This is a genomic window from Pelagimonas sp. (genome assembly GCF_058892305.1).
Map to the genome: position 1 here is coordinate 57,944 of NZ_JBZXVN010000042.1, position 12,606 is coordinate 70,549.

The 12,606-nt window shown below is 57.9% G+C and carries 10 protein-coding genes; 2 read left to right on the plus strand and 8 right to left on the minus strand.

What is annotated here, in order from left to right:
- The first annotated feature begins 9 nt into the window (after positions 1-9).
- Positions 10-876, plus strand: a complete 867-nt coding sequence (locus AC5EFR_RS16910; protein WP_493576942.1) for a DMT family transporter — start codon at positions 10-12, stop codon at positions 874-876.
- Here the strand turns inward: AC5EFR_RS16910 and AC5EFR_RS16915 are convergent.
- On the minus strand, positions 850-2,814 hold the full coding sequence (locus tag AC5EFR_RS16915; RefSeq protein WP_493576943.1) for a lytic transglycosylase domain-containing protein: 1,965 nt from the start codon (positions 2,812-2,814) through the stop codon (positions 850-852). The two genes, AC5EFR_RS16910 and AC5EFR_RS16915, sit on opposite strands and share 27 nt — an antisense overlap.
- Before the next feature lie 140 nt (positions 2,815-2,954).
- On the opposite strand from AC5EFR_RS16915, the gene dapA reads away from it, so the two are divergent.
- Positions 2,955-3,827 carry a 4-hydroxy-tetrahydrodipicolinate synthase gene (gene dapA, locus AC5EFR_RS16920; RefSeq protein ID WP_493576944.1) on the plus strand — a complete coding sequence of 291 codons (873 nt, stop codon included), beginning with the start codon at positions 2,955-2,957 and terminating at the stop codon, positions 3,825-3,827.
- A gap of 73 nt (positions 3,828-3,900) precedes the next feature.
- On the opposite strand, the gene AC5EFR_RS16925 is transcribed toward dapA, so the two are convergent.
- The 7 genes from AC5EFR_RS16925 to AC5EFR_RS16955 form a co-directional block, all read right to left on the minus strand.
- Positions 3,901-5,199 carry a M16 family metallopeptidase gene (locus AC5EFR_RS16925; protein WP_493576945.1) on the minus strand — a complete coding sequence of 433 codons (1,299 nt, stop codon included), beginning with the start codon at positions 5,197-5,199 and terminating at the stop codon, positions 3,901-3,903.
- Positions 5,196-6,563, minus strand: a complete 1,368-nt coding sequence (locus tag AC5EFR_RS16930; RefSeq protein WP_493576946.1) for a M16 family metallopeptidase — start codon at positions 6,561-6,563, stop codon at positions 5,196-5,198. The genes AC5EFR_RS16925 and AC5EFR_RS16930 overlap by 4 nt, the downstream gene beginning before the upstream one ends.
- 95 nt (positions 6,564-6,658) lie before the next feature.
- Positions 6,659-7,186: a DUF3035 domain-containing protein gene (locus AC5EFR_RS16935; RefSeq protein WP_493576947.1), complete on the minus strand. Its 528-nt coding sequence runs from the start codon at positions 7,184-7,186 to the stop codon at positions 6,659-6,661.
- A gap of 54 nt (positions 7,187-7,240) precedes the next feature.
- Entirely contained in the window at positions 7,241-7,711 is a 471-nt protein-coding gene (lspA, locus tag AC5EFR_RS16940) for a signal peptidase II (protein ID WP_493577015.1), read from the minus strand.
- Positions 7,712-7,944: 233 nt separating this feature from the next.
- Positions 7,945-9,114, minus strand: coding sequence for a serine hydrolase (locus AC5EFR_RS16945; protein ID WP_493576948.1), 1,170 nt, complete (start codon positions 9,112-9,114; stop codon positions 7,945-7,947).
- Between the two features lie 19 nt (positions 9,115-9,133).
- Entirely contained in the window at positions 9,134-10,720 is a 1,587-nt protein-coding gene (gene purH / locus AC5EFR_RS16950; RefSeq protein ID WP_493576949.1) for a bifunctional phosphoribosylaminoimidazolecarboxamide formyltransferase/IMP cyclohydrolase, read from the minus strand.
- A gap of 20 nt (positions 10,721-10,740) precedes the next feature.
- A complete protein-coding gene (locus tag AC5EFR_RS16955; protein WP_493576950.1) occupies positions 10,741-12,486 on the minus strand; it encodes a heparinase II/III family protein in 1,746 nt (581 codons plus the stop codon).
- Positions 12,487-12,606: the final 120 nt, after the last annotated feature.

Consider the following 12,606-nt stretch of genomic DNA (forward strand, 5'->3'; position numbering starts at 1 on the left):
GGGCCGCCAATGACTCAGCAAAATCAGGCCCTTGGCATCTGGTTGATGATCGCCACCATGTTCATCTTTGCCGTTCAGGACGGCATGTCGCGCCATTTGGCCGAAACCTATAACGTCATGATGGTGGTGATGATTCGGTTTTGGTTTTTCGCCGCGTTTGTCATCGCCTTTTGCGCCCGCCAACCGGGTGGATTACGCCGGGCCGCGCAAAGCAAACGCCCTTGGTTGCAGGTGTTTCGCAGTGTCCTTTTGGTGATGGAAATCTGTGTGACTGTTTTGTCTTTTGTCTATCTGGGGCTGGTCGAAAGCCACGCGATTTTCATCTGCTACCCCCTGATCATCGCCGCACTGTCCGGCCCGATTCTGGGTGAACATGTCGGCTGGCGACGCTGGGTGGCGATCGGCATTGGTTTTTTCGGCGTGGTGATCGTTTTGCAACCCTCGGGCGGGGTGTTCTCCCCCTATGCAATCATCCCCTTGGTCGGCGCGCTGATGTTTGCGCTTTATGGCCTTTTAACCCGCTATGTGTCCCGCGATGACAGCGCCATGACCTCGTTCTTTTACACCGGCGCTGTTGGCGCGATAACGGCAACGGTGGCTGGCATCGCCTTTTGGGAGCCGATGAGCGCCTTGGACTGGGGTTGGATGGTGGCGCTGAGCGTCTTTGCCACCCTCGCGCATTTTATGTTGATCAAATGCTATGAAATCTCAGAAGCCAGCGCCCTACAGCCCTTTTCCTACTTCCAGCTGGCCTTTGCCAGTGCCTTTGGCGTTGTGTTCTTTTCGGAAATTGTCCGCCCGAATGTGGTTCTTGGGGCGACGATCATCATCGGCGCGGGCCTCTTTACCCTATGGCGAGAGCGCCGGCAGGGTTGAACCAATGAGTTCTTTTGAGAACGGAACCGGGTGCGGGTTTTGCCCAAGGCGGGCGCGATAAACCGGCAGGCTCTCAGAGACCCGCATGACGTAATTGCGCGTCTCGTCAAAGGGGATGAACTCAATGAAATCAATCACATCAACCTCACCCTTGCGCGGATCGCCATAAAGCTCCATCCACCGGATCGGACGCGAGGGACCGGCGTTGTAGCCCGCCGACATCATCACCGCATTGGCCCCAAACCGTTTGGACAGGGTCGCCAAATAGGTCGAGCCGAGCGTGGCGTTATAGGCGGGATCGCTTAGCAATTTGTCTTTGCTGTACTCGAGCCCCAGTTGATCCGAGACCTCTTTGGCGGTGCCGGGCATCAATTGCATATAACCGCGCGCCCCAGCCCCGGAAATCACACCGGGGTCAAATTCGGATTCGCGCCGAGAAATGGCAAGGACCAGTTCCTTGGGAACCGGGAAAGAGGCTTTGGCGATCTGATCCGGCACCGCATAATAAGGCGCGGCCAGTTCGAACCCGAATTTGGCAGCGCGTTTGCCAAGCATGACTTGGATATGCGGGCGGCGCATGTCGCGCAGCATGTGACCGATCTGGCCCATGCCCATCCGGTCTTGGGATTCGGCGAGATGGGTCAGGAAACGTTCCGCCAAGCTGATCTCGCCCGCTGCAAGCAGTACCACCCCGGCATTGAACACCGAGCCTTTGGTGAACTCGGCACTGCGCCAATCGGGAAAGGTTTCAGAGCCATCAAGCTTGCCATCAAAGCCGATGCCGCCGCGTTCCGCCGCCAAAAGCCCATAGAATGACGTCTGATATTGCGCCCCAAGCGCATAGGCCTCTTGCGCGGCGGCCGTATCACCAAGCGCCTCGTGGGCACGACCGATCCAATACCCGGCCCGACCAAGCGAGATCGGGGTCCAGACACCGGCGCGGAAATTGGTGAAATGTTGCAGGGCGAGATCGGGTTTATCAAGGAACCGTAAAGCCAGATAGCCGGACAACCATTCCAGATCGGCAAAGGAAGACCCGTCAACAAGATGGTGCGAGGAGGCAATGTTATAGGCTTCGGTCACCGCACCGGCGCGCATGCGTTTGCGGGCCAGATCCCGGCGCGCCCGTGCCCAAGCCCATGGTTCGCCCAGTTTCTCGGCGCTTTCGGAGCGATCCAGCAAGAGTTCAATCGCCTCGGCATCGCGGCGTTTGCTCACCCGCCACATAAAGCGTTCAAAGGCCAATCCGGGGTGATTTTGAAGCGCCGCCGGCACTTTTTCAATCAACGTATCAACACCGCCGCCCTTGTTGCGCAGGGCCAGCCGGGCTTCGGCAAGTGCTTGCCACCCTTCGTCAACAAAAGGAACCATCGCCCCGGCATTTCGGCTCCAGCCCTTCCACAAAGCGAAATCGAGTCGGGCCACATGATGATCGGCAAGGACCTCACCCCAGTTTTCCAAAAACGCGCGGCGTTCGTCGCCGGACATGGACAAGGTCCGCCACGCCAAAACGATTTCGGCCTGCGCGGCCCCCTCTTCGCCAAGGTCAAGCCAGGCGCGCGCCAATGACAGCGCGCCAGTGCCGGTTTGCGGCGTGTGCCCGTCGTAAAAACTGCGAATATCCTTGTAAGTGGCCGATGACATCGCCGCTTCGGATTTTTCTTTCAGATAAGAGAGGCCCGGCCAATCGCCATTTCGGGCGAGAAAATCCTGAACCTCGACCGCGTCGCCACGCCCGGCGCGCAAGGCGTGCCACAAAATGACGTCCAATGCCGCCTGCCCGTCACCGCGCGCTTCGATTCGCGCGGCGGCCCAATTGCCTTGGCGCATAGCCTCCATCGCGCGTGCCATGGATTGGCCAGCGTCCTGTGCCCACACAGCCGAGCTGGTGGCGAAAAGAAACAGTGTCAGGAAACCTGAGACAAGAACACGCGACATCGGCTTGCATTTTCCGGCTTGAAAAGGAATAGACGCTTACGGAGGAAGATATAGCCAGCTTGCGGGCCTTCAACTGACAATCCTGTTTGGTGGCGGATTTTCTCCTGAACCTGATGATGAACAGACAATAGGAGCGTGAGATGTTCAAGGGATCAATGCCAGCCCTGGTCACGCCGTTGAAAGACGGCGCAGTGGATTTCGACACGCTCAAACGCTTGGTCGATTGGCAAATCGATCAAGGTAGCCACGGTTTGGTGCCGGTCGGAACAACGGGCGAAAGCCCCACCCTGACCCACGAAGAACACGAAGCTGTGATCGAAACAGTGGTCGCCCAAGCCGCCCGTCGCGTGCCGGTGATCGCCGGAGCCGGGTCAAACAACACCGCCGAGACGATCCGATTCGTCCAACATGCCGCCAAAGTGGGTGCGCAGGGCGCGTTGATCGTGACGCCGTATTACAACAAACCGACCCAAGCCGGTCTGATTGCGCATTTCAAAGCCGCCCATGACAGCGCCGATTTGCCAATTGTGATCTACAATATTCCGGGTCGTTCGGTTGTTGATATGTCGCCTGAAACCATGGGTGAGCTTGCCAAGCTGAAAAACATCGTCGGCGTCAAAGATGCCACCGGTGATTTGGCGCGGGTTTGCCAGCAGCGGATCACATGCGGCACCGATTTCGCACAGATTTCCGGCGAAGATGCCACGGCCCATGGGTTCAATGCCCAAGGTGGCGTCGGCTGTATCTCAGTGACGGCCAATGCGGCCCCGGCGTTGCTGGCGCAAATGCAAGAGGCCTGTTTGGCGGGTGATTACGCCAAGGCGCTTGAGATTCAAGACAAGGTGATGCCGCTGCATCAGGCGATCTTTGTTGAACCGGGTCTGTGTGGTGCGAAATACGCCATGTCGAAACTAGGTCTGTGCAGTGAAGAAGTGCGCCTGCCGCTGCTTCCGCTTTCGGACGCAACGCGCGCCCAGATTGATGCCGCTTTGGCCCATGCCGGTCTTATCTAAAGAATAGATCGCCAGAATATAGAAAGGGCGGGGTTTAACGACCCCGCCCTTTTTCTTTGCGCCGTTGGATGGGTCAAAGCCCCTCGGGCTGACCGACAACAACAAAATGCAAGGCGTCGGGGTGCAACAGCTCGGCCGCGACCCGTTTCACATCGTCGAGCGTGACGGCCTCGATCTGATCATTTCGGGTGGTGATGTAATCGGGGGTTAACCCCTCCATCTGCATGCCAACCAAAATCCGCGCGATTGGGCCATTGCCATCGAAACGCAGCGGATAGGACCCGGTCAGATAGGTTTTGGCACGGGCGAGTTCTTCTTCGGTGACCCCATTTGCCGCCATTTTGGCCCACTCATCGGAAATAACCGATACCGCTTCGGCGATGCGATCATTGGCCGAGGCCACGCGCCCAAGATAAAGCTCGGCATGTTCTTTGGGGACGAGATAAGAGTAGACGCCATAGGTCAGGCCACGCTTTTCGCGCACCTCTTGCATTAGACGCGCCTCAAACCCGCCACCACCAAGGATGACGTTCAACACATAGGCGGTAAAGAAATCGGGGTCGTGCCGTTTCATCCCTTTGTGGCCAAAAATCGCCACGGATTGCGGCGTATCAAAGGGAATCACGGTGACACCAGCCTTGGTCTGAACATCGACATCCGCAGGCAATGGTGCACCGGTGGCGGGAAGATCAGACAAAAGCGTATCCATCAACGCGCCCAATTCGTCGGCTGAAATATCGCCCGCCGCCGCCACATAGACCCGATCCCGCGTCAGGATAGATTGATGCGCCGCCATGAGATCATCACGAGTTAACGCCGCGACGCTGTCTTCGGTGCCATTGTAGTCAGAGCCATAGGGATGATCGCCAAACACCATCTTGTCCCAGCTGACATTGGCGATGCTGTCGGGGTCTTTGATGTCGGATTGGATACCGGCAATCACTTGGCGGCGAACCCGATCAATGGCGTCTTGATCAAACCGCGGGGCCAGCAGCGATTGTTTGAGCAAATCGACCGCTTCATCGCGGGTTTCGGTCAGGAACTTGGCGGAAATGCGCACGGCATCATCGCCAATATCATAGCTAAATTGCGCCGCGATGCTTTCACCGGCTTGGGCAAAGGCATGGGCATCCATGTCGGCGGCCCCCTCTTCCAAGAGGGCCACCATCAAATTCGCCGCGCCGCGTTTGCCCGCCGCATCAAGCGATGCGCCGCCCTTGAAGCGCAATTCAAGCGCTACAAAGGGGATCGAGGGTTCTTCGACCAGCCACGCTTTGAAACCACCGGGGCTTTCGACTTCTTGGATGTCGGTACTGGCCTGCGCAATCGCGGCAGTGAACATCAGGCCCATGGCCAAAATCAAACGCTTCATTGCGCTGCCTCCTGTGCGGGTTCGTTGGTCAGATAGCCGGTCACCGAATGTTTGAGGTCAAACACCTCTTGCGCGGCGGCAATCACATCTTCGGCGGTGACGGCTTGCAAAATCTCGGGCCAATCCTGCACATCCTGAACCGTTAATCCCGAGGTCAGCGCCGCGCCATAGCGACGGGCCAATCCATTGGCGTCATCACGCGAATAGATGGATTGGGCCTTGAGCTGGAACTTAATGCGCTCCAGTTGCTCTGGGTCGACGCCCTCTTTGAGGAATTCGGCAACCGCAGCATCCAAAGCCGCCTCGCCCTCTTGAAGGCTGACGCCGCGCGCGGGCACAATGATTAGGCCAAAGGTGCTGTCGTCATAGGACACGCCGCTATAAAACGCGCTGCTGTACACCGCTTTTTGGGTTTCGAACTGCAACTTGCGGGTTAGAACGCTTGTCTGACCTCCGGCCAACAGTTCAGCCAGAATGGTCAGCGCGGCGGCTTTTTCCTGAGCGCCGCTATCACGTTCCGGGGCCAGATAGGACCGCATGACATAGGGTTGCGCCACGCGCGGATCGCGAAAAGTCATGCGACGGGCCGCCAAATGGCGCGGCTCGGAGGGGCGCACACGGTCACTCAATTCGGGATTGGCAGGCAACGGGCCATAGTGCTCCTTGGCCAGCTCCAAAACCTCTTCTGGCTCCACATCTCCGGCCACAATCAGGATGGTGTTGTTGGGGGCGTAAAAGCGTGTGTAGAAGTTGAGCGCCGCCTCGCGGTCGAGTTGCTCCATCTCATGACGCCAGCCAATAATCGGGGTGCCATAGGGGTGGTTGAGATACAGGGCCGCGCGCCGCTGTTCGCGGAACAACGATCCGGGGTCATTTTCGACGCGTTGGTTACGCTCTTCGATGATGACTTCACGTTCGGTGGCGATGTTCTCTTCGGTCAGACGGATGTTCATCATGCGATCCGCCTCCATTTCCATCATCAACGGCAAACGATCCGCCGCCACACGTTGGAAATAGCCAGTGTAATCAAAGCTGGTAAAGGCATTGTCACTGCCGCCATTGGCGGCGACGATCTTGGAAAACTCGCCTGATTCAAGCTTGTCGGTGGCCTTGAACAACAGGTGTTCCAGAAAATGCGCCACGCCCGAACGTCCGCGCGGTTCATCCGCCGACCCCGCCTTGTACCAGAGCATATGAACCACAGCCGAGCTCCGATGATCTTCGATCACCACAACATCCATGCCGTTCTCAAGCGAAAAGGTTGTGACCTGATCCTGATTGGTATCTTGATCGGCCAAGGCCAAACGCGGCACCAAGGCCATGGCACATATTGCCAGAGTGGAAAGGAAAGGCAGTCTCGGCATGGGGGCTCCTCTTTCTGATTGTATCAGAAGGAACCTACGCTACCATTGGTTAACTTCAACCTGTCATGACGGCTCTGTGACCGATGAGACGCGAATTATTGGCTCGGCGGTGGGGCAGAGGGCGTGCGGGCACCGGCCTTGCGATACCGGAACAGCCAGCTGTAGGGGTCCAAAGACTGCCGTTTATACGCCCGGTTGTACTTGTCTTCGGGGACAATTGACCACGTAAACAGGGATTTGCGCTTGCGATAGTCCAAATCCTCTGACGCCAAAGTCTGACGCACATTGCCATCGCGGCCATATCGGCTTGCCCGCGAAATGATTGCCGTGTCCGAGGACGGCACGCCGCCGCTTGTCTCCAAACGGGCCGGATTGCCCCCCAGCGCCGCCACAGCATCAGCTTTGGGGTTTTGGTCGGTTCGGTTGCCAGCGCCGGGTGTCGGGGTTGGCAGATCGGAGTAGTTTTCCGGTTGAACCAAAGGCTTGACCGGCGCAATCGAGAATTCCTCGGGCTGGCCACTATAGGATTTGAGGTTGTGAAGGGTGATGTCCCGTTCACGCCCACTGCTGCAGGCCGTAAGACCCACAAGTGCTACCAATGCCACAAGATGCGTGATCCGCATCGCCACCCTCCGGTTTTCATTCTGAAACAGCTTTAGCGCATCCCGCGACCAAGGTCACGAGGCCTTTTTGCCACCTGGGAAGAGCACAAGCCCCAAAGCCCCGGCAAATATCGCCACATCGGCGACGTTAAAGGCAAATGGGTTGTCAAATCCGCAGCACGACATGTTCAAAAAGTCCGCAACCGCGCCATAAGCGATGCGATCAATGACATTTCCCAGCGCGCCACCAATCAACATACCGGCGGAAATCAGCCCATATCGCCCCGGCGGATCACGACGCATCCAGACCAGAACGAACAAAACGATCCCAATAGCAACGGAGATCAAAATCCAGCGCGTCGCAGGAGCCTCCCCTGCTAAGAGGCCAAAATTGATACCGTAATTCCACGCCATCCGGAAATTCAGCAGCGGTGGCCAGACTTCTATACTCAAACGCGTGGCCAGATCCATAACATGGACGACCCAGATTTTTGTCAGCTGATCAATGACAAAGATAACGCCTGCCACGGTCCAGACCAAACGCAACATCCCGCTTTGACGCTGTTTCTCCACGCGTTCCATGTTCTTTTACTGCCCCTCATTTAGGCCTTCGGTTTATCAGCCCCGGTCCAAGGAGTGGATCACTAAGTGACCTACCCTATACCTTTGCGCTCAATTTGGCCGATGATGAAAATCTAGTTGGCTCGATTTAACTCAAGCGCGATCGAAGGCAAAGCTCCGACGGGAGGGAAAAAGTCGTAGAGACGTCCCCCAAAATATTATTCTGGTTCGGTTCTCAACAGGTTGAGCAAGGCGCGATAGTTGGAAAAAGCCGTCTTTTCGTCAAGGGCGGTGCCATTATTGAGGGTCACGGCGGCGCAAAGGGGGGTGCCGTGACGATCTTGCACAACCGTTGTCATGTTGAGAACGCCAATTTCCGACCCGCCTTTATAGGCGATTTGCTGCCAGTCCTTGTCTGACGCCGGGCCGGAGCTAATCCGATAGGGCGGCAAATCGGCGGTTTCGATCAACAGGGCGCAAAGCCGATCCAATCCGACATACCACTCCACCCCCGGCTGATAGGCGGGCAAGCTGGCGGATTTTTGGAGCGTTTGAGCGGCTTGGGCGGCGATTTCGGCACGATTGGCGGGTTGGTCCAAATAGGTTTGGCGCGCATCGCCGTCGAACTTCAGGGCAAAGAATTCGCGCGTGCTTGGCGCAAAATCCATCCCCAAAGCAGCAGCGATCCGGGGGCGGCCAAGCAGATGCATGAGATGATCAGTGGCGGTGTTATCGCTGATCGAGATCATCAAGGACGCCAAGGTTTGCACCGTGATCGGCGCGCCATCAGGATAGTCCTGTAGCATACCGCTTGGCAGGGATTTCAAGGTGTTATCAAGGGGGACCACGTCGTCCCAGCGCAGCACACCCTTGGCAATATCTTCGCTCAGAACCTTGAGAACGGCGATTTTGAAGGCGGACCCGACAGCAAGCGGTTGATCGGCGCGGCGCTCGGCCAGAACCTCGCCGTTTTTCAGCACAAGCCATGCGACATCGGTGCCGAGATTCGCAAAGCCTTGCAATGCTTCTTCAAGGGTGGCGACCCGTGGCATTGACCCAAGAATACGAAGGCCTTCGATCCGCCCCATGCCATCCAAGCCAATCAAACCGGTCACAACATGGGAGGCGGTTTCAATCTCAAACCGATCCCCATCCACATGAACATGGGTCAGTGGCCCAATATCAGCGCGCATCTCGCGGCTGATGTCTTGGACTTGGGTCAAGGGGATGGCATCAAGAAAGGCAGACGTGAACATCTCGGACCGAGGGCCGGTTTCGAGCAGCTCATGCAACAAGGCCTCAGCCCTAGGAGGGGTCGCGGAATCGGCCCGCAGGGATGCGGGCCAGATCAGGATCAAAAGGGCAAGAACAAGTTTCAATGAATTCAAGCTCTTGCCCCCTTTGGCTTTAGTGACGGAAGTGGCGAATTCCGGTGAAGACCATCGCAAGACCGGCCTCATCGGCGGCGGCGATGACTTCGTTGTCACGCATCGAGCCACCCGGCTGGATCACACAAGTCGCCCCGGCGGCGGCGGCTTCCATCAATCCGTCTGGGAAGGGAAAGAACGCATCCGATGCCACAGCCGAGCCCTTGGTCAGCGGCTCAGGCAATCCCAAAGTCTCGGCCATACGCTCGGCCTTTTTGGCGGCGATCAAGGCGCTGTCGACGCGGCTCATCTGACCGGCGCCAACACCCACGGTGGCCCCGTCTTTGACATAGACAATCGCGTTGGATTTCACATGCTTGGCGACTTTCCAAGCAAAGAGCAGGTCTTGCATCTGCTCATCCGTCGGCGCGACTTTGGTCACAACCTTGAGGTCATCAAGACCGATAAAGCCAACATCCTTGTCCTGCATCAGAAAACCACCCGCGACTTGGCGCAGGGTTTGGCCACCGGCGCGCACATCTGGCAGGCCACCAGTTGTCAGCAAACGCAGGTTTTTCTTGGCGGCAAAGACCTCTTTGGCCTCATCCGTGGCATCCGGCGCGATGACCACTTCGGTAAAGATGCCGGTGATTTCGCGAGCGGTGTCGGCGTCAAGTGTTTGGTTCAACGCAACAATGCCGCCAAAGGCCGAGGTGCTGTCGCAGTTGAACGCCGCCTTATAGGCTTCGGTCAAGGTTGTGCCACGGGCCACGCCGCAGGGGTTGGCGTGTTTGATGATCGCACAGGCGGCGGTGTCAGCCGGGTCAAATTCCGCCACCAGTTCAAACGCCGCATCGGTGTCGTTGATGTTGTTATATGACAGCTCTTTGCCCTGATGCTGAGCCGCGGTGGCGACGCCGGGGCGATTGGTGCCATCGGTGTAAAACGCGGCCTTTTGGTGCGGGTTCTCGCCATAGCGCAATGTCTGGGCCAAGGTGCCAGCTTTGGCACGGCGATACGGCGCATCCAGATCAATGGCATCGGCCATCCAGTTGCTGACTGCGGCATCATAGGCGGCGGTGCGGGCATAGGCCTTTTGCGACAGCTTGCGGCGGAACTTCGGGCAAGTCGCGCCGTTATGCTGATCCATATCGCCAAGCAGCGTGTCATAGTCTTCGACATCAACAACCACCGACACAAAGGCGTGGTTTTTCGAGGCCGCGCGGATCATCGCCGGGCCACCGATGTCAATGTTTTCAATGCACTCGTCCCATTCCGCGCCTTTTGCGACGGTCTCTTCGAACGGGTAGAGATTGACAACCAAAAGGTCGATCGCACCAATGCCATGTTCCTCCATCGCGGCAACATGGGTGTCGTTGTCACGCAGGGCCAGCAAACCGCCATGCACCATCGGATGCAGGGTTTTCACCCGGCCATCCATCATTTCGGGAAAGCCGGTGATGTCGGCCACGTCTTTGACGGCAACACCCGCGTCACGCATCGCTTTGGCAGAGCCGCCGGTCGACAAAATCTCGACCCCGCGCGCATCCAAGGCTTTGGCCAGGTCGATAAGACCGGTCTTGTCAGATACAGAAATCAGCGCGCGGCGGATGGGTTGATCGGTCATTCAGGCGGTCCCCAGAGCTATTATGTCTCGATGTCCGCCTCATCAATCGCAAGGTCGCGAAGGGCAACGGCAGTTTCCTGCGCCTTGGCAAAAGACCAGCGGACGCGCGTCGCATACTCCATTGCGCGGCCGGATAAAACGATCTGTTTCGTCGCGCGCGGCTGTAAGCGACCTTTTTCAAGGTAAACCGACGGCTCCAATTCAAGATCATAGTCACCTTCGGGTCGAAAAACCCATATTTCACCGGACCTTAGCGCCATAGACACCGCTTGACCGTTCAAATCGAGGGCCACGTCGACCTCGGGGTGTAAATGGAAACGCACGTCAAAAGGAACACCGGCAAGGCGCGATTGGTCCATGGATTTGTCGAACCGCTTCTTGGAGGGCGAATCAAGTGCAACAAGGTAATCTTCTCCCTTGAGCGTCCGCCCGTCCAAGGTCAGCTCAAGACTGCGGGCGTGGGTAAGCCCGTGAATAGCAACATAGCCATCCATGCCGCCTTCAAACCGATAGCTTTCCGGCAGGTGGGTCATTTGGACCGGCACATGGTTTGGCAAATCTTCGAGCAACTCGCGCTTGGCCGCCCCAATCCAACGCGGAGCCGCCAAACGGGCGCTGGAGTATCCCTGCAACGACAGGGTGGAATGCGACAGTGTTGCGCGCCCGGCGCGCCGCCAATCTTCGCCAAATCCCCCACCAGAGCCACAGCTGACGATCATCGGCCGACGCCCGGAAGTTAGCTCAAACGCGAGGGTTGAGGCATGACCATGGGCCGAGGCGCTTCCCGATGGCGGTGGCGCGGCGTCGATGATCACCGAGGTGCGCCCGCCAGACAGGCGCGCAAACCCCATGGCCAAACCTTCGGCTTGGCGTTTCTTGTTCCCAGACGCGGCCAAGGCCTGATCGAGACGGCCTTCAAGCCCCCTGCCCCCCCCATGAAACCGGGCCAAACCGCCATCGGCATGGCGCAGGGTGCGCAGGGTTGGGGCAATTTGGGCGATGGCCTCAAGATGGGCCTCCGTCGGGTGTTTGCCCGCCTCATCAAGCGCCAATTGCGCCCAGGTCAACAGGGTGAAAACCTCGAGCAATTCCTCGGGGTTACGTGTTGGGATACCGCCTTGATCGTCAATTTGTCGGGTGCATTCTTCGCCCAGCGCCACCCGCGCCGGTTCGACATGATGCTCCATCCCCTCAAGCGACAGACCCGCGTACAAAAGCCCGGTCAGCGCCTCAAATCGCGGCAAACCGGGGGTGGCGGTGTGCCAACGACGCCCCAAAAACCGCGCTTGTACGGCCAAGGCGTGAAAATAACTTTCGGAATCAACGGATTTGCCGCGCAGCAAGAACAAGGCATGGTGCACCCATCGGATCAACCGCCGCCCGGTGAGTTCCGGGGTCCAGCCCGGCCCCTGCCCGGTGCCATAGTGTTCGATCCAGCCCCAAAGCCAAGATTGCGCCAGTTCCCGCGCCTTAAGATCGCCAACCGCGGCCAAATCATCAAGCCAAGCAAAGCCCTGAATTTCATCGGAAAACGCATGATCGGGCGGTGCTATGTCCCAAATCATCTGATCCTTGGCCTCGATCAGATGCCCCGCAAACATCAAATTTCCGGCCATCATCTGGCGGCCACGGGCGAAAAAGCCAACGGTTCTAGGTTCAGGATTGGACACAAAGGCGGTCGCCGCACGCGTTCGACCCGCCATGCGCGCATGCACACGGTTCATCACGCGCGCCCGCGCGGTTCGCCAACTTTGCCGTTTGGCCATCTGCACTGCCTCTCGTCACCCTATATTAGGGCCACCCGTTTTCGGGCCATTCTTTGAGAGCCAGCATATCGCAGCCTATTGGCAAAGTCATCAGCGCAATGACATGACCACGCGACGGCG

Excerpts from the sequence above, each read along its gene's own strand:
- AC5EFR_RS16910 (WP_493576942.1), top strand. The coding sequence starts at position 10 with ATGACTCAGCAAAATCAGGCCCTTGGCATCTGGTTGATGATCGCCACC.
- AC5EFR_RS16915 (WP_493576943.1), bottom strand. The coding sequence starts at position 2,814 with ATGTCGCGTGTTCTTGTCTCAGGTTTCCTGACACTGTTTCTTTTCGCC.
- dapA (WP_493576944.1), top strand. The coding sequence starts at position 2,955 with ATGTTCAAGGGATCAATGCCAGCCCTGGTCACGCCGTTGAAAGACGGC.
- AC5EFR_RS16925 (WP_493576945.1), bottom strand. The coding sequence starts at position 5,199 with ATGAAGCGTTTGATTTTGGCCATGGGCCTGATGTTCACTGCCGCGATT.
- AC5EFR_RS16930 (WP_493576946.1), bottom strand. The coding sequence starts at position 6,563 with ATGCCGAGACTGCCTTTCCTTTCCACTCTGGCAATATGTGCCATGGCC.
- AC5EFR_RS16935 (WP_493576947.1), bottom strand. The coding sequence starts at position 7,186 with ATGCGGATCACGCATCTTGTGGCATTGGTAGCACTTGTGGGTCTTACG.
- purH (WP_493576949.1), bottom strand. The coding sequence starts at position 10,720 with ATGACCGATCAACCCATCCGCCGCGCGCTGATTTCTGTATCTGACAAG.
- AC5EFR_RS16955 (WP_493576950.1), bottom strand. The coding sequence starts at position 12,486 with ATGGCCAAACGGCAAAGTTGGCGAACCGCGCGGGCGCGCGTGATGAAC.